Here is a 20,510-nt window from a genome sequence, read left to right as displayed (position 1 = left end):
TCCTCATTCCTCAGTTCAGGGTCGGCGCCTCGGGGGCGGGTGCGACCAGCGGCAGCACGATGGCGAACCGCGTGTTGCCGGGCGCCGACTCCACCCGAATGTCGCCGTGGTGCTTCTCGACGACGATGCGGCGCGCAAAGTCCAGGCCCAATCCGGTGCCCTGATCGAACGGCTTGGTCGTGAAGTACGGCGTGAAGATCCGGTCGATGTTCTCTTCCGAGATGCCCGGTCCGTCGTCGCAGATCTCGACGCAGACCATGTCGTCGTTCTTGCGCGAGGTCCGAATCCTCAACGTGCCCTCGCCGCCCATGGCCTGAATCGCATTGTCGATGATGTTGGTCCACACCTCTTTGAGATCGTTTGGATAGCACAGTAATTGGGGCAGCGAGGTGTCCTTGTTCCACACCAGCTTGATCGGCTTGTCCTTGCCGACCCTGTCGCCGAAGATCGTCTTGACTGTGTTGAGTAGGAGCTCGTGCACGTTGGCGGCCTGGTACTCGCTTCGGTCCATCCGCGAGTACTGCTTCGCGCCTGCCAACAGCGTCGAGATCCGCTTGCTGGCATCGGCTAGCTCGTTCATGCGCAGTTCGGCGTCGATGGTGTACTTCAGCCAGCCGAACGCGCCCGGTAGCGTCGCCGAGCAGTCCACGTCCTCGATGGAGGCTTGGACGCGTTCGAGCCAGTCGAGGTCGAGGCCGGCCTCGACGAACGTCGGGGCGTAATCCCAGGCGCCGACGATGCCGCGCTGCTCGAGCCAGTTGCCGACCTGCTCTTCGCGGTCGGAGAGCTCGAGCGCGCTGAGTTCAAGGGTCTTCGCCTTGGCCACCTGCTCGGCCACCTCGTCCTGAATCCGCATCAGCACGCGCAGCGCCTCGGGGGTGAACTTGCCGTCGGCGAGCATCGCCAGCTTGTGCCGCATCTTGCCGACGCCCTCGCGCAGATCGGCGACCGCACGGGCGGCCGCCGCCGCCGGGTTGTTCAGCTGATGGGTCAGCCCGTCGGTGATGGTGCCGAGCGCCAGCAACTTCTCCCGCTGGCCGAGGATCTGGCTCTGCCGGCGACCGCCGACCTTGTGGCCTTCGAGCAGGTGCACGGCCATTGGGAACTCGGACTGCATGAACGTGGCGAACGCGTCGGCGTCGAGCACGAAGAAGCGCGACGGCTTGGTGACGCGCACCGATGCCTCATAGACATGCTCCTCGCCGGGTACGTAGGCCGACCATGCGCCGCAGTACACCCCGCGCTGTGACGTGCGGTTGGTCTCGATGTCCACGCCGCCCGAGCGTTTGGACATCACCAGTTCACCGTCGAGCATCACGTAGAAGCACGTGGCGGGGTCACCTTCCACACACACCGGCCCGGGCTCGAAGGTAGCGATGTAGCCGTTGTCGCACAGCACCTGTAGTTGTCGGTCGGTGAGGGCTTCGAACAGGAACAGGGTGCGCAGTTCGTCTGGAAGGCACTCGTGTTTCTTGTCGCCCATCACGCCTCCGCCAGGTATCGGTGCACCAACATCACCGCCATCGACCCTTCGCCGACGGCGGCCGCCACCCTCTTGGCGGATTCGGAGCGAACATCTCCTGCAACAAACACACCCGGCACGCTTGTTTCCAGGTGGTGCGGCGGACGGTCGAGCGTCCAGCCGGCGACATTCCGCAGATCGGGCCCGGCGACGATGAAACCGTGGTCGTCGCGGGCGATACCCGCCTGCTCCACCCAATCGGTGCGCGGTTCGGCCCCGATGAAGATGAACATCCGCCCGCAGCAGTGCTCCTCGCGCTCGCCCGTGCGCAGGTTCTCCACGCAGATGCGCTCCAGGTGGCCGTTGCCCTCGACCTTGTGCACGGCGGTGTGCGGCAGCTCGCGGATGTTGTCGGCCGCCCGGATCTGCTGGATCAGGTAGTAGGACATCGAGTCCTCCAGCGTGCGACGGCAGACGATGTTCACGTTCTTGGCGGTCTTCGACAAAAACATCGCGGCCTGCCCGGCGGAGTTCGCGCCGCCGATCACGAAAACCTCTTCGTCGTCGCATTCGGCGGCCACCGAGGCGGTGGCTCCGTAGTAGACACCCGCGCCGGTCAGATCGGCGCAGCCCTCGGCGGGCAACTGCCGGTACTCCACGCCCATAGCGAGGATCACGGCCCGCGTCCCGATCGACCGGCCGTCGGACAGGTGGACGGTGCGTGCGTTCCCGTCGATCTCGAGCGCGGTGACCTCGGCCGTCGTGATGAGCTCGGCCTCGAACTTCTCGGCCTGCCTGCGGGCTCGTTCGGCGAGCTGGGAGCCGGAGACGCCGTCGGGAAAGCCCAGGTAGTTCTCGATCCTTGAGCTCTGTCCGGCCTGCCCACCCGTGGCCGTGCGCTCGATGAGGACCGTCTTGAGGCCCTCGGAGGCGCCGTAGACCGCCGCGGCCAGGCCCGCCGGGCCGCCACCGATGACGACCAGTTCGTAGAAGTCCTCCGCCGGTGTGGTCGACAAGCCGAGTGTCGCGCCGAGTTCGGCGTCGTCGGGCGCGACGAGCGTCTCACCCTGCTCGGTGATCACCACCGGAAGTGTCAGACCGTCGAGGCCCGCAGCGTCCAGCAGCTGTTTGCCCTTGGGTTCGTCGGCGCGAAACCACGTGTAGTACAGCCGGTTGCGGGCCAGGAACTCGCGCACCTCCGACGAGCGCGCGTTCCACGGATGACCGATGATCTTGGTGTGTGGGACGGCGCGGTCACCGGTCTCGCGCCAGGCCTCGATCAGCGCGTCGATCACCGGGTAGAGCTTCTCCTCCGGTGGGTCCCACGGTTTGAGCAGGTAGTGGTCGAGGTCGACGACGTTGATCGCGTCGATCGCGGCGTGAGTGTCCGCGTAGGCGGTCAGCAGCACCCGCCGGGCCATCGGGAAGATGTCCATCGCCTCTTCGAGGAACTCGATGCCGCTCATCTGCGGCATCCGGTAGTCGGCAACGAACACCGCGACGGTCTCGCCGCGCAGCTTGAGTTCGTTCAGCGTCTGCAGGGCGTCTGGGCCGGTCTCGGCGCGCACGATGCGAAAGCCCTCGCCGTAGTGGCGTCGCAGATCACGGGCGACCGCGCGGGACACCGCGGGGTCGTCGTCGACGCTGAGAATGACGGGTTTACGGGGCGGAGGCGACGAGCCGGTCATCGGATACCAGTATGCGCCCGTCGTCCAGCGATTATCGGGGCGTGAGAGGCGATGGATCGGGTCCTCCCCGCGGGTGGCCTCATGCCTGCTCCGGCATTTTGGTCATCCGGTGGTCAGCGGGTATTCTCTACCAACGGTGCGGTGAACGCGCCGACTCTTTGCGTGCCCCTGTTCAGGAATTTCTGGCTACTGGCTCACGTTTTGTAGTCGAAGCGAATGCTGCGCCGAGCAGGGCGCCAACTATCAGGGACAACGGAGGACATGGCCAAGAAAGACGGTGCCATCGAGGTTGAGGGTCGCGTGGTCGAGCCCCTGCCCAATGCGATGTTCCGCATTGAGCTTGAGAACGGACACAAGGTCCTTGCCCACATCAGCGGCAAGATGCGGCAGCACTACATCCGCATTCTGCCCGAGGACCGCGTCGTGGTGGAGCTGTCTCCCTACGACCTGTCCCGGGGCCGCATCGTTTATCGGTACAAGTAAGACGACACAGAGAACAGGATCGAACCAGCCGTGAAGGTGAACCCGAGCGTCAAGCCGATTTGCGATAAGTGCAGGGTGATCCGCCGGCATGGGCGGGTCATGGTGATCTGCTCAGATCCACGCCACAAGCAGCGCCAAGGGTAGAACGCGCTAGCTGCTCACAACTCAATGACGAAATCCCAGTACCACTGAGCGGATAGGCCCGCTCATCGACGTCCGGCACGGAGGCCGGACCCCATTTGAGGGAACGGACTGGGACCAGACCTCCGCATAGAAGAAGGAACACTGCCCGATGGCACGTCTCGTGGGCGTCGACCTCCCGCGCGATAAGCGCATGGAGATCGCCCTGACCTATATCTACGGCGTCGGCCGTACCCGCTCCCAGGAGATCCTGGACGCCACCGGTATCAGCCGGGATCTGCGCACCAAGGACCTGACCGATGATCAGGTGACCCAGCTGCGCGACTACATCGAAGCCAACCTCAAGGTGGAGGGCGACCTGCGCCGCGAGGTGCAGGCCGACATCCGTCGCAAGATCGAGATCGGCTGCTACCAGGGCCTGCGGCACCGCCGCGGCCTGCCGGTGCGTGGCCAGCGGACCAAGACCAACGCGCGTACCCGCAAGGGTCCCAAGCGCACCATCGCCGGCAAGAAGAAGGCCAGGTAATTCACGATGCCACCAGCCAAGAAGACCGCGGCCGGTCCCAAGAAGGGCCAGAAGACCCGTCGCCGGGAAAAGAAGAACGTCCCGCACGGCGCCGCGCACATCAAGAGCACGTTCAACAACACGATCGTGACGATCACCGACCCGCAGGGCAACGTCATCGCGTGGGCGTCGTCGGGCCACGTCGGCTTCAAGGGCTCGCGCAAGTCCACGCCGTTCGCCGCGCAGTTGGCCGCCGAGAACGCCGCGCGCAAGGCGCAGGAGCACGGCGTCAAGAAGGTCGACGTGTTCGTCAAGGGCCCGGGCTCGGGGCGCGAGACCGCGATCCGATCGCTGCAGGCCGCCGGCCTCGAGGTCGGCGCGATCGCCGATGTCACGCCGCAGCCGCACAACGGCTGCCGTCCGCCCAAGCGGCGCCGGGTCTAGGGAGGATCAGGAAATGGCTCGTTACACCGGACCCGCGACCCGCAAGTCACGCCGCCTCGGCGTCGACCTGGTCGGCGGCGATCAGTCGTTCGAGAAGCGTCCCTACCCGCCCGGCCAGCACGGCCGCGCGCGGATCAAGGAGAGCGAATACCGCCTGCAGTTGCAGGAGAAGCAGAAGGCCCGCTTCACCTACGGCGTGATGGAAAAGCAGTTCCGTCGCTACTACGAAGAGGCCGTGCGCCGGTCGGCCAAAACCGGCGAGGAGCTGCTGAAGATCCTGGAGAGCCGGCTGGACAATGTGGTGTACCGCGCCGGCCTGGCGCGGACGCGCCGGATGGCCCGCCAGCTGGTCAGCCACGGCCACTTCACGGTCAACGGTGTCAAGGTCGACATCCCGAGCTACCGGGTGTCGCAGTACGACATCATCGACGTGAGGGAAAAGTCGCTTAACACCGATCCGTTCGTCATCGCCCGGGAGACCGCGGGGGATCGGCCGATCCCGTCGTGGCTTCAGGTCGTCGGCGAGCGTCAGCGCATCCTGGTGCACCAGTTGCCTACCCGTGAGCAGATCGACGTGCCGCTCGCCGAGCAGCTGATCGTCGAGTTCTACTCGAAGTAAACCCACCCTCAGGGGGCTCCGCCCTCCGAGTACCCCCCGAAAGACGTCAAATAGTGGGCGTCGAAAGGAAAGATAGAAATGCTGATCTCTCAGCGACCCACACTGTCCGAAGAAGTCCAGGCCGAGGACCGCTCCCAGTTCGTCATCGAGCCGCTGGAGCCCGGCTTCGGTTACACCCTTGGCAACTCGCTTCGGCGCACGCTGCTGTCGTCCATCCCGGGCGCGGCGGTCACCAGCATCCGCATCGACGGCGTGCTGCACGAGTTCACCACCGTGCCCGGTGTCAAGGAGGACGTCACCGACATCATCTTGAACCTCAAGGGCCTGGTCGTCTCGTCCGAAGAGGATGAGCCGGTCACCATGTACCTGCGGAAGCAGGGCCCGGGCGAGGTCACCGCGGGCGACATCGTTCCGCCCGCAGGCGTGACGGTGCACAACCCCGAGATGCACATCGCCACCCTCAACGAGAAGGGCAAGCTCGAGGTCGAGTTGGTCGTCGAGCGCGGCCGCGGCTACGTGCCCGCTGTTCAGAACAAGGCGTCGGGCGCCGAAATCGGCCGTATCCCGGTCGATTCGATTTACTCGCCGGTGCTCAAGGTCACCTACAAGGTGGAGGCCACCCGCGTCGAGCAGCGCACCGACTTCGACAAGCTGATCCTCGACGTCGAGACCAAGAACTCGATCACGCCGCGTGACGCCCTGGCGTCGGCCGGTAAGACGCTGGTCGAATTGTTCGGCCTGGCACGGGAACTCAACGTCGAGGCCGAGGGAATCGAGATCGGCCCGTCGCCGGCCGAGGCCGACCACATCGCCAGCTTCGCGCTGCCGATCGACGACCTGGACCTCACGGTGCGGTCGTACAACTGCCTCAAGCGCGAGGGTGTGCACACGGTGGGCGAGTTGGTCGCCCGCACGGAGTCCGACCTGCTGGACATCCGCAACTTCGGACAGAAGTCCATCGACGAGGTGAAGATCAAGCTGCACCAGCTGGGTCTGTCGCTCAAGGACAGTCCGGCCACGTTCGATCCGTCCGAGGTCGCGGGCTACGACGTCGCCACCGGCACCTGGAACAGCGACGCCGGCTACGACTCGGCCTACGAGGCTGACGACAACCAGGACTACGCCGAAACCGAACAGCTGTAAAGAAATCCGTCCCGGTCCTACCTGATACGGGGGCCGGCCCCGAATAGGAGATAGCCGCAATGCCCGAGGTTTCAAATCCCCCTGAGGTTTCTAATGCCTAAGCCCACCAAGGGCCCTCGCCTCGGCGGGGGGTCCGCTCACCAGAAGGCGCTGTTGGCCAACCTGGCCACCGCGCTGTTCGAGCACGGCCGGATCAAGACCACCGAGCCCAAGGCGCGGGCGTTGCGACCCTATGCGGAGAAGCTCATCACCCACGCCAAGAAGGGCGCGCTGCACAATCGGCGTGAGGTTATGAAGAAGATCCGCGACAAGGACATCGTGCACACGCTGTTCGCCGAGATCGGGCCGTTCTACGCCGACCGCGACGGCGGCTATACCCGCATCATCAAAGTGGAGGCGCGCAAGGGCGACAACGCCCCGATGGCCGTCATCGAGCTGGTGCGGGAGAAGACGGTGACCTCTGAAGCTAGCCGGGTGGCCGATCGCGCTCGCCGGGCATCGGCGTCGAAGGCGCAGAAGAAGTCCGAACAGCCGGTCGCCGCGGCGGCCGCGCCGCAGGCCGCAGTCGAGCCCGAGGCCGCCGAGGGCCCGGCGGAGGTCGAGTCGGTCGAGGAGGCGAAGGTCGAGGACGCCGCGATCGAAGAGGCGCAGACCGCCGAGGCTGCCGACGAGGCCGAGGCCGGCAAGGATGCCGACGAGTCCTGAGAGCCCCGTGAACGAGCCCGCCATCGATTCCGGTGGCGGGCTTGTTCGTCTTCGGCTCGACATCGCTTACGACGGAACCGAATTCGCTGGTTGGGCGGTGCAGGCGGGGCAGCGCACCGTGGCCGGCGTCCTCGAGGACGCGCTGTCCACGGTCTTCCGCATCCCGGTGATCTTGCGCGCGGCGGGCCGCACCGATGCCGGGGTGCACGCCACCGGACAGGTCGCCCATGTCGACGTGCCGGAAGATGCGCTGCCGCATGTCTATCCGCGCGCGAGACGTTCCGGCGACGGCGAGTTCCTGCCGCTGGTGCGACGCCTCGGGCGGTTTCTGCCACCCGATGTCCGCGTGCTCGACGTCACACGGGCCGCGGCGGGTTTCGACGCTCGGTTCTCGGCGCTGCGCCGCCACTATGTCTATCGGCTGTCGACGGCGCCGTACGGGGTCGAACCTCACGATGCGCGCTACGTGACCGCATGGCCGCGCCCCCTCGACGTCGACGCGATGACCAAGGCGTCCCGGGAGTTGTTGGGCCTGCACGACTTCGCGGCGTTCTGCCGGTACCGCGAAGGCGCCACCGCCATCCGCGACCTGCAGCGCCTGGACTGGTCGAGCGAAGGGACACGGGTGACGGCCCGCGTCACCGCAGATGCGTTCTGCTGGTCGATGGTCCGGTCGCTGGTCGGTGCGCTGCTGGCGGTCGGCGAGCACCGACGCGAACCGGGTTGGTGTGCAACGCTGTTGACGGCGTCCCGGCGCTCCAGCGAGTTCGCGGCGGCGCCACCGCAGGGGCTGACGCTCGTCGGTGTCGACTATCCGCCCGACGACCAGCTCGAGGCGCGTACGAAGGTCACCCGCGATCTGCGAGTCGCCGAGTAGTGTTTTCGGTGCGCTACCGATCGGGCAGCGACGGTTAGCGCACCGAAACCACGTGTCAGATGCGGCCCACGATGAAGTCGGCCGCCTGGTTGACCATGCCCGCGTTCACATACGCGCGTGCCGCGTGGTCGGGCCAGTTGCCCTGCCAGGTTTTGGGATCGGCCGGGTTGCAGATCGGATCGGCCCCATGGCACAACTCGATGGTGCGCTCGCGGTACAGCGGGCTGAAGTTCGTGATCGGTCCGACCCAGGCGGCACCATTACCGAACAGCGCGACCGCCGCGATGTGCGGGTCCATGCCCGCCGGCAGCGGGTTCTTGAATCCGAACGCCGCGATCGGGGCGGCCAACACGATGTCGGTCACCGCGGCGCCGAGCGAGTACCCGCCCAGCACCAGCCGGGTATCGGGGCACCGTCCCGCCATGTCCTGGATGCGGGCGCTCATGTCGTTGGCGCCGACGTCCACCTCGGTGTCGGCGGGGTACCGCACGGAGTAGAGGTTGATGTTCTTTCCGGTCTTGCTGCGAAGCGCGCTGACGAGCGCATTGCCGATCACGCCTGCCCCGGGCGCTTCGGTTCGACCCCGCGCGAAGATGAGTTCCGCGTCGGGGCACGACTGCGCCGCGGCGACGGGCGTGAGCCGTTGATCGCCCGGCGCGATCAGTCCGGTGACCGCGAGTACGACTGCGCCGACGAGCAGCAACCCGCGACGTAGCCGACAGCGAACAAGATCGTTTTGCACCCCGCCGATCCTATCGGAACTAATCAACGCGCACGAAGCTAAATCCGCCCGCGATGCCGCGACCTCAGACGAGGCGCGCCACGAAATTCGCAGCGTGGCTCGCCATCCCGGCACCGACGTAATCGCTGTGCGCGAACGGATTGCGCCCGCGTGAGCAGATCGGATCGCCGTCGGTGCAGAGGTCGATCGCGCGCCCGCCGAACACGGGGGCCGAGGTGATCGGGTTGCCGAACTTCGTCGCGGGATTGCCGAACACGGCGACGGCGGCGACGTTGGGGGCGACGTTCGGGGGCAGTACCTGGCCCACGGCGCCGAGGCGATTACCCAGTGGCGGAACACCGGCGAGCATGTCGACGACCGCGGCACCCTGAGAGAACCCGCCCAGCACGATTCGGGAGTCCGGGCACGACTGCGCGGTATTGGCGACATACGCCGCTGCGTCGGCGGCACCGTCGGCTGCGAGCGCGAAGTCGTAACTGGCCGGGTAGGTCACCCCGTAGGCGGACAGTGTCCGGTCCGCGAGTTGTGTGCGCAGCGCGTCGACAAACGCCTGACCGACCCGGCCGATGCCCGGCGGTTCGCCGGTGCCGCGGGCGAACACCACGGTCACGTCGGAACAACCCTGTGCCGAGGCGGCCGCAGGCGGCAGAAGCGGAAACGTCAATCCGAGTGCCGTGATGAGGGCGGCGGTGCTGAACCGACGACGAAGTCGAACGACATCCACGAGGGGCGATGATATCGCCCGGCTGACACGGGCCGGGTCAGACCAGGCCGGCGACGAAGCTAGCGGCCTCCTGAACCATCCCCGCGCTCACGTAGTCGTTGTGCGCGAACGGGTTGCGGCCGCCTGAGCAGATCGGGTCGCCGTCTTTGCAGAGGTCGATAGCCCTGCCCGCGAACACCGAACTGGTGATCGGGTTGTTGAATTTGGCCGCCGGGTTCCCGAACACCGCGACGGCGGCGATGTTGGGATGCAGGCTTGCAGGCAACGGAGGAGCCGAACCGATGGAGCCGATCTTGTTGCCGAGCGGCGGCACGCCGGCCAGCATGTCGATCACCGCGGCCCCCTGCGAGTACCCGCCGAGCACAAGGCGGGTCGAGGGGCACTGCTGCGACATCATCGCGACCCGGTTGGTCGCGTCGGTCGCTCCGTCGGCGGCGGCGAGGAAGTCGTACGAGGCGGGATAGTTGACCGCGTACGTGCTGATGCTGCGGCCGTTGGTCAAGCTCCGCAGCGCATTGACGAAGGCCGTACCGGGCGTCCCGAGGCCCGGGGTGTCGTCGGTGCCGCGAGCGAAGATCACCTCGATATCGCTACACGCGGAGCCGGAGGAACCGTATCCGGGGCTGACCGGACCGGGTTGGGCCGCCGCCGTCGGGGCCGCGACGCCGACGAGTGCGGCGACGGCACCCACAGCCGCCGCCAGTCGGGCCGTCTCGCGCAGCAAAGTCACGCGCACATACTCACACACCGAGGGCTCCGGTGGCTAACAATTCGCCCGCGTGGGCGTCTGCTCCAGCGGGCCGTCCGGCCACGTCGCCTCGGCAACCGCCTCCGAGGCCTGCGAACGGTCGCCGGCCCGCGCCAGTGCCAGCCCCGCCAAGACGACGACGGCGTCGTCGGCGGTGAACTTCAGCGGCATCACCCCCGTCACGCCGAGGAGGGTGACCGCGCCCGAGCCGACGATCAGCCCCGCCCCGGCCAGGGTGACCGGGTTGATGCCGTCGTCGTCGGCCGCGTAACCGGCGTTAACCGACATCAGGAAGTAACCCGCCGCGCACACCGCCGCCGCGAGTCCCCAACCCACGCCGACAAGGTTGATGTGGGCACCGGAGAAGACGTCGAGGACCAATATGATTCCGGCGATCGCCAGCACGCCACCGGCCAAGGTCAGCGTGGTCGGCCGGCGCTCGGTCGCCGCCCACACCCAGCCGACCACCAGGATCGGCGCGGTGTACTCCAACAGCAGCGCGACGCCGACCGACAGGTGTGCGACCGCGTTGTAGTAGCACAGCTGCGCCCCGGCGATCGGTACCACCCCGTATGCCAGCACCGTCGTCGGGTGCCGCAGCGCCTCGCGGACCCAGCCGCGTTTGACGATGGTGGCGAAGACCGCCATTGCCAACGCGCCGCCGGCAAGCCGGGCGACGACCGCCGCGGTGGGGCTCCAACCCGCCTCCATCAAAGACTTCGCGAGCGGTCCCGAACAGCCGACCGACGATGAGGAGCGCACGGTGGCCCTCGTCAATGCGTTGCTCAGGAACACGAACGCCGCGCCGTGGTTGACGCGGCATCCCGAGATGCCGGAATGGCACTTGCACCTGGCGTCGGTGCACGATCCGTTGTGGCAGCGGATGGGAGCCGAGATGGCCATGGCGCTCGCCGATCTCATCCGCATCGGCGAACTCCGCCGGCTCAAGGTCTGCGCGGCTTCGGACTGCGAGGCGGTGTTGGTTGACCTGTCCCGCAACCGGTCCGGGAAGTTCTGCGACACCGGCAACTGCGGCAACCGCCAGCATGTGGCCCCGTACCGGGAGCGCAGGGCCGTGGACCACGGCCGGAATCGGTGACCGGCGGGGCGCTCCTCAGGCCTTAGGCTTGCCACGGGGGAGTGATGACGGGGCGATCGACCACCAGGCTGCAGATCAGCGGACACCGGTTCCTGCTGCGACGAATGACGCACGCCCTCGTCCGGGGCGATGTGCAGATGTCGGACGATCCGATGCGCGCGCAGGCACTTTCACTGATCACCGGCGCGGTGTTGGCGGTCATCGGAATCGCAGCGGCCGCCGTCCTGGCCTTTCTCCAACCGCGGGGAGCGCTCGGCGAAGCGTCGATCGTAATGGTGCGCGACACCGGAGCCCTTTACGTGCGAATCGACCAAACCCTGCATCCGGTGATGAATCTCGCGTCGGCACGGCTGGTCACCGGTTCGTCGGACAAGCCACAGCTTGTCAGCGGGTCGGCGGTCGCCGGTGCCCAGCGCGGTGCGATGTTGGGTATCCCCGGTGCACCCGACGCGATCGCCACACCACTGACCCACGCCGAATCCGGCTGGACGGTGTGCGACGACGAATCCTCGACGACCACGGTCGTGGTGGGACCGGCCGACGAGTTGCCCGCCGCGCGAGGGAGCATTCTCGTCAGTGCCGCAGGCGAAGGTGCGGCGGCGACGTACCTGCTCTTCGACGGGCGGCGCGCGAAGGTGGACCTGCGCAACCCGGCCGTGGTTCGGGCGCTCTCGCTCGATGGCGTTGCGCCGCGGCCACTTTCGCGCACGGTGCTGAATATCCTGCCTGAGGCCCCCGAGATCGCAGCGCCGAACATCCGCGACGCCGGTGCGCCAGGACCGGCGCCTCTGCGCGGTGTGCGGGTCGGCACGGTGGTGCGCGTGCCACAGGCCGACTCGGCGGAGCTGTACGTGGTGCTCGCGGGGGGCGTACAGCGGGTAGGCGTGGTGGCGGCCGATTTGATCAGGTTCACCCAGCCGCAGAATGCGCACGAGATCGCGACCGTCGAGCCGGGCGCCATCGGTGCGGTGCCGGTGGTCGATGATCTGCCTGTCGGGCAGTTTCCCGAGCGCTCTGCGACGGTGGATGATCCGATGCTGTGCGTGCGGTGGCGATGGTCGGTCGCCGCGAAGTCCGTTGCCATCGCGGCGATCACCGTCGATGCGCTTCCCGGCCGCGGCGCTGCGTCACTTGCGCAGGCCGACGCCGCAGCCGCCGGGATCGACCGCTTCGCGATGAGCGGGGGCCGCAGTGCATATGTGCGAGCCGCAGGCGTCAGCGGCGACGGTGCGCGAAACGGATCGCTGTTCCTGGTCAACGACGCCGGGGTGGTCTTCGGTGTCCGTGACGAAGATACTGCCGAGCGGCTCGGTCTGACCGGTGACCCGGTACCCGCCCCGTGGCCGCTGCTGGCGCGGCTGCCGCGGGGTCCGGAGCTGAGCATCCAGGCCGCGTCAATTGCGCGGGATGCCTTGCAAGCACCGTAACCGTCCGCGGCACAGCGTCGTTGACAGCACAACCGCCACGATCGCCAGGCAGACGGCGGCACCGCGGACCGCGATGCCGGCGGCGTGACCGTCGCGCGGGGTCGGGTTCGGCAGCGACACCACGGACCGGCGATTCGGGTTCGTAACGGGCGCGGCCGAACCGGTCACGGCGGCCAGCACATCGACGACGCCATGGCCGACGAGGGGATCCCAGCCGGCGGCGGGACGGCGGGCTGTCTCCTCGATGCGCTCCATCGCCTGCCGGGCGGTCAACTCCGGTGACCGCGAACGCAGGAGCGCGACGACGCCCGCGACCACGGGTGCGGCGTAGCTGGTTCCGGCGAGCGGCTTCTCACCGGCGGACGTCGGTGCCGCGGCGACGAACCCCTCGCCGTCGCGATCCAGCGAGACCACCCGCTCACCCGGCGCGGCGACGTCGACCCAGGGCCCGGCGAGGCTGAACGCCGATGGCGTCCCGTCGGGGCCGATCGATCCGACCGTCAGGACATAGTCGTCGTACCAGGCCGGACTCACCACCGCGTTGACGTCAGCCCACTCGGGTGCTCCCGGGCGGACGGGGTTCTGCTGCTGGCATTGCCCGGGCGCACCGACGTTGCCCGCCGCCGCCACCACGACGACGTTCTTCACGTCGACCGCATACGACAGCGCGGCGCCCAAGGCCCGATCGTCCAGTTGCGCGTCGGGTGCGACGCATGCGACGGTGGACACGTTGATCACGGTGGCCCCCATGTCCGCCGCGGTGCGTACTGCCCTGGCGAGGGTGTCGACGTCGCCGAACCCGGATCCACCCGGATCGTCTACCGCGCGGAACTTGTTGCTGGACTGTCGGATACCGATGATCGTGGCATCCGGAGCGATGCCGATGAGCGCGTTCGTCGAATCCGGTGTGGCGCCGATGATGCCCGCGACGACCGTGCCATGACCATCGCAGTCCTCGGTGCCGTCGCCGCGCGACACATAGTCGCCGCCGGGGACGAGATGAGGCAGCAGGCGATGACGTGACACCCCGGTATCGATCACCGCGACGGTCTGGCCGGCGCCGCGGGTGAGTCGCCATACCGACCGCAGATCCAGGCCCTCGAGTTGGCCCCCGACGTCGTCGCCGGGCGCGACACCCCGAGAAGTCGCACACTGCTCCGTCTGCTCGGTGCGTTGCGGCGGAGCCGGAGATTGCGCATGGGGCAGCAACGAATCGTCCACCGCCGGCGGCGTGATCGCGGCCGCTTCGGGAGCGGCGGCCAGCGGGGCGACTGCGAACGCCGCGAGCACGATACGACAGATCCGCACGGCTGCCCACCTCATGTCAGCGCCAAGTCGCGGACGACGCCGAAGACGCCCGCAACCCAGCAGGCCAGCGGTATCACCGCCGCTAGCATTGCGTACTCGGCCAGTTCGGCGGCGCGGCGCGCGGTGAGGCTGGGCGTGAGGCCGAGCAGGGGAATCAAGAAGACGGCGCCTGCGACAACCCCCAGAGCGCCGAACCAGTGCCCGCGCTGCGGCGCGCTCGCGACCGCCACCGCGAATACCGTTGCGATACAGACGAACCCGCTCACCGTCAATGCACAGCGTCGGACGGTCCCGATGTGCGTGCGGGCGCGCAGGAGCAACGTCGTCCCGACGACACCGCAGAACGCCGCCACCGCGACGGAGACTTCGTGTGCATACGCCGAACCGATACCGACCAGCAAAGTGCCCACCGCCGCGACCACCGCAGCACCGACGATCATTCCCGTCAGCATGTCGTGGGCGAGCGTCGGGCGGTCCTCTCCGACCGTCGCTTCAGCGTCGGGACCGTCCGCATCGGGCGGCGTGGGCCCGATGCGGGTCAGCAAGATCGCCACCCGCGGAGCCGAACTCAGCCCAGCCAGCGCCAGCGCGGCGAGCAGTGCGCCGGACGTGACGGCGTCGAGATCCCATGCGAGCGCACCGGCCGACGTCGCTGCGCACAGCAGCGAAGCGGTGACGATCCCGGTCAAGGGGGTATGCCCTCGGCCGGTGAATCGCAGACACACCACCGCGACGGTCAGTGCTGTCGTCGACGCCAGCAGGAGGTGTGCGGCGGGCGGCCCCGCGGGCACGGCGACGGCACCCGTGGCCGCGGCCAATATCGCTGCCAGCGCGCTGAAAGCGATACACAGCAACGGTTCGCGGAGTGTCCGGCGAGCGACGATCGCGGCGGTGACCGCAGCGACGGACAGGCCGGCGCCGGTCACGACCGGTCCGGTACCCGCGACGCAGCGCGCCGACCACACGATCGCGGTGCCCCCGATACCGGCGGCGACCAGGCTGGCGCCGACGTACACCTGCCGCGGCACGGAACCCTGTGACGGTCCGAGCCTGGCTACCGTACGGGTGGAATCGCGGTCGAGGACGACAGGTGCTGGAACGAGGTTGGTGGTGAGCCACAGCAGTTCGCCGTCGCGAATGTTGTTGCCGGGCAGCGTGAGCGATTCGTCCAAGGGAAGCCCGCCGACCCGGCGGAGCCGCCAGCGCTCACCGGTCCAGGGGTCGGTGCGATCGGCGTGGACGAGTTCGACGATTGCCGGCAGCATCTCGCCGAGACACGCCGTCTTCGGCAGCGCGAGATCGACCGCCTGCGGGTTCTGTGTGTGTCCGAGGTGGACGGTGACTCGGCACAGTGAATCAGGCATCGCATCCCCCCGATGACGCCGGTGTGCTCACCGTAACGCAGCCGATGAGGCGAGTCGCGCAGCAGTTTTCCGGTTGGGGATGGAACCGAACGGGCGTCGGCCGCGTCCAGTTCATTGATGGAGCCGTATCGTGAGCCGCAGGGTGTCGTGGTGAAACCACCACCGGCACTTCCGAAAGCGGCATCGGGCAATCCCGTCGCGCGGCTGCTGCCGGTGGCCATGCTCGTCGCAGCCCTCGGCATGATGGCCGTCTACTTCACCTCAGGAGCGAGCGCGAACCGCACACCCATGTTCGTGTTCTTCCCGGTGATGATGGTCATGTCGGTTCTGGGCTCGGTGCTCTACGGTGCCCGCGGCGGGGCGAACCGATCGGCCGAGATCGACGGCAACCGGCGATCGTACCTGCGCTACCTCGACTGTCTGGACGACGACATCGCGGCGACGACGGCCGACCGACGCCGGTCGCAGCATTCGCGCCACCCGGCCCCCGAGTCGTTGTGGGCACTTGTCGGAAGCCCTCGACAGGTCGAGCGGGAGCCCGGCGACGAGGACTTCTGCTGGGTCCGGGTGGGGATCGGTGATCAGCCCCTGGGCACACCGCTGCTGGAGCCCGATCTCGGCGCCACCGACGACCAGGACCCCGTGACGGTGTCCGCGGTGCGCGCGCTGCTCCGGCAGCGGTCGGTTGTCGGGCGGCTGCCGGTCGCGTTGCCGCTGCGCGAGTATCCCGTCATCGCGGTGGACGGCGAAGAACAGTACGCGCGAGGACTCGTGCGGGCGATGGTGTGTCAATTGGCGGTGCAGCACGGGCCGCACGTACTCGCGATCGCCGCCGTCACCGACGAGCGGACACATGCGAACTGGGAGTGGCTCAAATGGCTTCCCCATCGGGAACATTCGCCGCGAGTCGGCGGTGACCCGGCGGGGCGGCACCTCGTGGTGATCGCCGACGGTGAACCGGCAGCAGACGCGGTTCGGCTCGCCGCCACGGGTGGAGCCACCGTTGTCAGGATCGGTGCCGACCCGTCGCCGCGCGTGTTGTCTCTGCGCCTCGACGCCGACCGGCTGACGTTGCGCACCGCCGACGGACGCGCGACGAGCTGCCGGCCGGACTCGTTGACACCGGTGCAGGCCCTCACATGCGCGCGTCGGCTGGCGGGCCGTCGACGTGCGCCGGCGAGGGCTACGTACCGCTCGTCGACCCTGGGCGGCTGGCTCAATCTGATCGGCATCGAGGACCCCAACCAGATGAGCATCGAAAACCTCTGGGCGCGATGCACCGACCGCCAACTCCTGCCGGTGGCGATCGGCATCGCGAACGACGGGACACCGGTGCGCATCGATATCAACGAGGCCGCCCGTGACGGCATCGGCCCGCACGGGCTGTGTGTCGGCGCCACCGGCTCCGGCAAGTCGGAGCTCCTGCGCACCCTGGTCCTCGGCATGATCACCACCCATCCGCCGGATGTCCTCAACCTGGTGCTGGTCGACTTCAAGGGCGGCGCGACGTTCCTCGGCCTGGAGCGCGCGAGGCATGTGGCCGCGGTGATCACCAACCTCGCCGACGAAGCTCACCTCGTCGCACGGATGAACGACGCGCTCACCGGCGAGGTTCATCGCAGGCAGGAATTGCTTCGCGCAGCAGGCAATTTCGTCAACGTCACCGATTACGCGCGGGCCCGGTCCCGCGGTGCGCCGCTGCCGCCGTTGCCCGCCCTGTTCATCGTCGTCGACGAGTTCTCCGAACTGCTCAGCCAGCACCCCGACTTCGCCGAACTGTTCGTCGCGATCGGCAGGTTGGGCAGATCGCTGGGCATCCACCTGCTGTTGGCCAGTCAACGGCTCGACGAGGGCAGGCTGCGCGGGCTGGACACGCATCTGTCCTACCGGATCTGCCTGAAGACGTTCTCCGCGAGTGAATCCCGCGCAGTGCTGGGTGTGGCCGACGCGCATACCCTGCCCGGTAACCCGGGCGCGGCCCTCCTCAAGACGGCTGCGGGTGACCTGATCCGATTCCAGGCGGCTTTCGTCTCCGGTCCGTCCCCGCGACCGCACGTCGAATACCGGTCCGATGCGCCAGTGCCACAGCTGTTCACCGCCGCCGCACCCACCGCGGTCAGCGATGTCCGGGCCGAACAACACAGTCTCACCCTCTTGGATGCGGTGTTGGACAGAGTTGCCGGGCGAGGCCCGGCAGCACATCCGGTCTGGCTTCCGCCGCTGGCTGCGCCACCCACGCTCGACCTGATCATGCAAGCCGGTGGCGGGCACGAGCTCAGTGTGCCGATCGGGCTGGTGGACAGCCCTTTCCAACAGCGCCACGATCTGCTCGTCGCGCCGGTGGCGGCGGCCAACGTCGCGGTCGTCGGCGCGCCCCAGTCGGGCAAGTCGACGGCCGTGCGCACGCTGATCATGGCCCTCGCGGAGGCGCACAGTCCCGACGAGATCGGCTTCTACTGCCTCGATTTCGGTGGCGGTGCGCTGGCCGGGCTCGGCGAACTGCCACACGTCGGGGCGGTCGGGGGTCGGACCGATGCGGATCTGTGCCGACGCACTGTTGCCGTGGTCGAATCGCTGATCCGGGCGAGGGAGATTCGCTTCCGCCGTGGCGGAATCGATTCGATGACGGAGTACCGCGCGCTACGGTCCGCGGATGCGGCGGTCGGGTCCGACGACCCCTACGGCGACGTCTTCCTCGTTGTCGACGGCTGGGCGCACCTTCGCCAGCAATTCGAGGGTTTGGAGGCGCCGATCACCGCGATCGCCGCACGGGGACTTGCGTTCGGCGTGCACGTCGTCGTCACCGCCTCCCGATGGGCCGAGCTTCGCCCGGCGCTGAAGGACCAGATCGCGACCCGGATAGAACTACGACTCGGCGATCCCGCTGAGTCGGAGATGGATCGCCGACGGGCACGCACCCTGACGAATGCGCCGCCGGGCCGGGGGCTCACCGCCGACGGCCGGGAAACGGTGATCGCCCTGCCGCGCTGGGACGGCGTGTGCAGTATGGCCGGACTGGGCGAGGCGCTGGCCGCTACCGTCGAGCGGCACCAGCAGCGATGGGCCGGGCAGTCCGCGCCGCGCATAGAACTCCTCCCGGTTCTGGTCGAGCATGCGCAACTCGTCGAATCCGCCTCGGATGGGCGGTCTTCCGAGTTCACGGTCGGCCTCGGCGAGCGGGAACTGCAGCCGATGACGGTGGATTTCGCTGAGCAAGCACATCTGCTGGCGCTCGGAGAGGCCGGCTGCGGCAAGACCTCGCTGCTGCGGTTGCTGTGTCACGAGATCGTACGGACGCGTGGCGCCGATGGGGCGCGGTTGGAGATCGTGGACTTCCGGCGCTCACTGCTCGGCGTCGTCGAATCCGAGCACCTGTGCGGATACGCGGCGTCGCCGGCGGCGCTGGCCACAAGGATGCCCAAACTGCTCGCCATGTTGGAGGCGCGCATGCCGGGCGAGAGCGTGACACAGCAGCAGCTGCGGGACCGGTCGTGGTGGTCGGGTCCGGAAATCTTCCTCGTCGTCGACGATTACGATCTGGTCGCCGCGTCGACGGGCAATCCGTTGACACCGCTGGCCGACTTCCTGCCGCACGCCACGGACCTCGGCCTCCACGTCGTCGTCGCCCGCCGATCCGGAGGCGCCGCGCGGGCGATGTTCGATCCCCTCCTCGCGCGGATGCGCGAACTCGGATGCATGGGCGTGATGATGAGCGCAAGCCCCGACGACGGTGTCCTCCTGGGCTCGGTTCGCCCGTCATCGCAACCGCCAGGACGCGGCACGCTGATCACCCGCCGCGACGGCGAGCACCTCATCCAGGTCGGCTGGACCGAGCCGCCGTGAACCCTGCCGTCATCGAGGTGGGGCCCGCCACAATCCGCAGCCCCAACCCCCTTGATCCAGACCTGGTTTCGGTGGCCCTGGGCGCCATCGACGACGACTTGGCGCTACTTGCCGAACACGCGGTCTGCGTGCCGGACTTGTGGACCGACCTGATGCGAACCGCACTCGGCGACGCCGACGCGGTTGTCCTCGTCTGCCCGACATGGTGGCCGAGCACACGAACCGACCGCGTGCGGAGGGCAGTCGTGGCGGCGACCAGCGTCGAGGTGGTCGGGCGGACCTCGGTGCTTCAACGCGAGGGGTGCACGACCGTCGTCGAGTTCGGCCCCGAGTTGGTGGTGGTCACCCGTGCCGGCGCTCGCCCGGTCGTCATTGCCGACGTCGACGCGGAAACGGCGGACACAGTGGCTGCCGCGGTCGGGCTCACCGGACCCGTCCTCCTCGACGCGCCTTACCCCGATCGGTTGGCGGAGGAAGTCGTGAAACGACTGGCGGCCAGCGGGATTCAGGTCCGGTCGGCCGACGCGGGGGCCGTTGTTCGGGCCGCCGCGCGGCAGCCGCCGTCGTCCGACGATGTCGTCCCCGGTCCCGGCGGGAACCGACCTCGTCGGAGAGCGGTGCTGACGGGTGTCGTGGCGGTGACGGTATGCGCCGCGTTCGCGCTGCGCGGGGGTGCCGCCGAGCCGCCGAGCGCCGCGGCCACCCTGCTGGTGGAGGGCCGGGTCCAGGTGGCGGTGCCCGCGGGCTGGCCGGTGCAGCGGATCACCTCGGGGCCGGGATCGGCTCGAGCTCAACTGAACTCGCCCTCCGACGGCGACGTCGCGCTGCACCTCACCCAATCGGTGGGACCGCCACGGGCAGGTCTCGTCGAGACCGCCGTCTCCTTGCGGGCCGCGCTTGCCGACGAACCGAGCGACGTCTTCGTCGACTTCAACGCCTCCGGCTCCCCGGCGGGGCGCGCCGGGGTGACGTACCGGGAACTCCGCGCCGATCATCACGTCGCGTGGACGGTTCTCGTCGAGGACGGCATCCGCATCGCGATCGGCTGCCAGAGCGCACCGGGCCGCGACTCCATGGTGCGCGAGGTCTGCGACCAGGCAATCAGGTCTGCACACGTGATCTCTTGACTCTGGTGGAACCGAATCCGCGCCGGCTGCGTCGTATCAGACAGAACAGGTCGTATCAGAC

General features: G+C 68.2%; 19 protein-coding genes and 1 pseudogene. 12 read left to right on the top strand and 8 right to left on the bottom strand.

Annotated features, from left to right (window positions below):
- Positions 1 to 10 precede the first annotated feature (10 nt).
- Entirely contained in the window at positions 11 to 1,483 is a 1,473-nt protein-coding gene (locus QGN32_RS06795; protein ID WP_326547853.1) for an ATP-binding protein, read from the bottom strand.
- Positions 1,483 to 3,150 carry an NAD(P)/FAD-dependent oxidoreductase gene (locus QGN32_RS06790; RefSeq protein ID WP_326547852.1) on the bottom strand — a complete coding sequence of 556 codons (1,668 nt, stop codon included), beginning with the start codon at positions 3,148 to 3,150 and terminating at the stop codon, positions 1,483 to 1,485. The genes QGN32_RS06795 and QGN32_RS06790 overlap by 1 nt, the downstream gene beginning before the upstream one ends.
- Positions 3,151 to 3,411: 261 nt before the next feature.
- Between QGN32_RS06790 and infA the strand changes: the two genes are divergently transcribed.
- From infA to truA, 8 genes are all read left to right on the top strand, one after another.
- Positions 3,412 to 3,633, top strand: a complete 222-nt coding sequence (gene infA / locus QGN32_RS06785; RefSeq protein ID WP_003418601.1) for a translation initiation factor IF-1 — start codon at positions 3,412 to 3,414, stop codon at positions 3,631 to 3,633.
- 30 nt (positions 3,634 to 3,663) lie between these two features.
- Complete coding sequence (rpmJ, locus tag QGN32_RS06780; protein WP_003879483.1) at positions 3,664 to 3,777, top strand: 50S ribosomal protein L36; 114 nt, start codon at positions 3,664 to 3,666, stop codon at positions 3,775 to 3,777.
- Positions 3,778 to 3,925: 148 nt separating this feature from the next.
- Positions 3,926 to 4,300 (top strand): 30S ribosomal protein S13, encoded by a 375-nt coding sequence (rpsM, locus tag QGN32_RS06775; protein ID WP_064345640.1) that lies wholly within the window; start codon positions 3,926 to 3,928, stop codon positions 4,298 to 4,300.
- A gap of 6 nt (positions 4,301 to 4,306) precedes the next feature.
- Positions 4,307 to 4,723: a 30S ribosomal protein S11 gene (gene rpsK, locus QGN32_RS06770; protein ID WP_064345641.1), complete on the top strand. Its 417-nt coding sequence runs from the start codon at positions 4,307 to 4,309 to the stop codon at positions 4,721 to 4,723.
- Positions 4,724 to 4,736: 13 nt separating this feature from the next.
- Positions 4,737 to 5,342, top strand: a complete 606-nt coding sequence (gene rpsD / locus QGN32_RS06765; protein ID WP_326547851.1) for a 30S ribosomal protein S4 — start codon at positions 4,737 to 4,739, stop codon at positions 5,340 to 5,342.
- A gap of 78 nt (positions 5,343 to 5,420) precedes the next feature.
- Entirely contained in the window at positions 5,421 to 6,485 is a 1,065-nt protein-coding gene (locus QGN32_RS06760; RefSeq protein WP_326547850.1) for a DNA-directed RNA polymerase subunit alpha, read from the top strand.
- Positions 6,486 to 6,578: 93 nt separating this feature from the next.
- Complete coding sequence (gene rplQ / locus QGN32_RS06755) at positions 6,579 to 7,190, top strand: 50S ribosomal protein L17 (protein WP_326547849.1); 612 nt, start codon at positions 6,579 to 6,581, stop codon at positions 7,188 to 7,190.
- Positions 7,174 to 8,067 (top strand): tRNA pseudouridine(38-40) synthase TruA, encoded by an 894-nt coding sequence (gene truA, locus QGN32_RS06750; protein ID WP_326547848.1) that lies wholly within the window; start codon positions 7,174 to 7,176, stop codon positions 8,065 to 8,067. Before rplQ ends, truA begins: the two co-directional genes overlap by 17 nt.
- Before the next feature lie 55 nt (positions 8,068 to 8,122).
- Here the strand turns inward: truA and QGN32_RS06745 are convergent, their stop codons facing one another.
- The 4 genes from QGN32_RS06745 to QGN32_RS06730 all read right to left on the bottom strand — a co-directional run bounded on the left by QGN32_RS06745 (position 8,123) and on the right by QGN32_RS06730 (position 11,076).
- Positions 8,123 to 8,809, bottom strand: coding sequence for a cutinase family protein (locus QGN32_RS06745; RefSeq protein ID WP_326547847.1), 687 nt, complete (start codon positions 8,807 to 8,809; stop codon positions 8,123 to 8,125).
- Positions 8,810 to 8,873: 64 nt separating this feature from the next.
- Positions 8,874 to 9,533, bottom strand: a complete 660-nt coding sequence (locus QGN32_RS06740) for a cutinase family protein (protein WP_442791791.1) — start codon at positions 9,531 to 9,533, stop codon at positions 8,874 to 8,876.
- 37 nt (positions 9,534 to 9,570) lie between these two features.
- Entirely contained in the window at positions 9,571 to 10,263 is a 693-nt protein-coding gene (locus QGN32_RS06735; protein ID WP_442791790.1) for a cutinase family protein, read from the bottom strand.
- Positions 10,264 to 10,296: 33 nt separating this feature from the next.
- Positions 10,297 to 11,076, bottom strand: a complete 780-nt coding sequence (locus tag QGN32_RS06730) for an EamA family transporter (RefSeq protein ID WP_442791789.1) — start codon at positions 11,074 to 11,076, stop codon at positions 10,297 to 10,299.
- Between QGN32_RS06730 and QGN32_RS06725 the strand changes: the two are divergent.
- Both QGN32_RS06725 and eccB read left to right on the top strand, forming a co-directional pair.
- Positions 11,027 to 11,380: pseudogene (locus QGN32_RS06725) on the top strand (CGNR zinc finger domain-containing protein); the annotation flags it as partial. The gene QGN32_RS06730 and the pseudogene QGN32_RS06725 sit on opposite strands and share 50 nt — an antisense overlap.
- Positions 11,381 to 11,424: 44 nt before the next feature.
- Positions 11,425 to 12,807, top strand: coding sequence for a type VII secretion protein EccB (gene eccB, locus QGN32_RS06720; protein WP_326547845.1), 1,383 nt, complete (start codon positions 11,425 to 11,427; stop codon positions 12,805 to 12,807).
- Here eccB and mycP read toward each other — a convergent pair.
- Positions 12,775 to 14,130, bottom strand: coding sequence for a type VII secretion-associated serine protease mycosin (gene mycP, locus QGN32_RS06715; RefSeq protein WP_442791788.1), 1,356 nt, complete (start codon positions 14,128 to 14,130; stop codon positions 12,775 to 12,777). The genes eccB and mycP overlap by 33 nt on opposite strands.
- A complete protein-coding gene (gene eccD / locus QGN32_RS06710) occupies positions 14,127 to 15,479 on the bottom strand; it encodes a type VII secretion integral membrane protein EccD (RefSeq protein ID WP_326547843.1) in 1,353 nt (450 codons plus the stop codon). Before eccD ends, mycP begins: the two co-directional genes overlap by 4 nt.
- 117 nt (positions 15,480 to 15,596) lie before the next feature.
- On the opposite strand from eccD, the gene eccCa reads away from it, so the two are divergent.
- Entirely contained in the window at positions 15,597 to 19,322 is a 3,726-nt protein-coding gene (gene eccCa, locus QGN32_RS06705) for a type VII secretion protein EccCa (RefSeq protein WP_326547842.1), read from the top strand.
- Positions 19,319 to 20,449: a type VII secretion-associated protein gene (locus tag QGN32_RS06700; RefSeq protein WP_326547841.1), complete on the top strand. Its 1,131-nt coding sequence runs from the start codon at positions 19,319 to 19,321 to the stop codon at positions 20,447 to 20,449. Before eccCa ends, QGN32_RS06700 begins: the two co-directional genes overlap by 4 nt.
- Positions 20,450 to 20,510: the final 61 nt, after the last annotated feature.

The organism is Mycolicibacterium sp. ND9-15 (assembly GCF_035918395.1).
Taxonomy (GTDB): Bacteria; Actinomycetota; Actinomycetes; order Mycobacteriales; family Mycobacteriaceae; genus Mycobacterium.
Note: the sequence above shows the minus strand (reverse complement) of the source record. Positions and strands in the feature narration are given on the sequence as shown.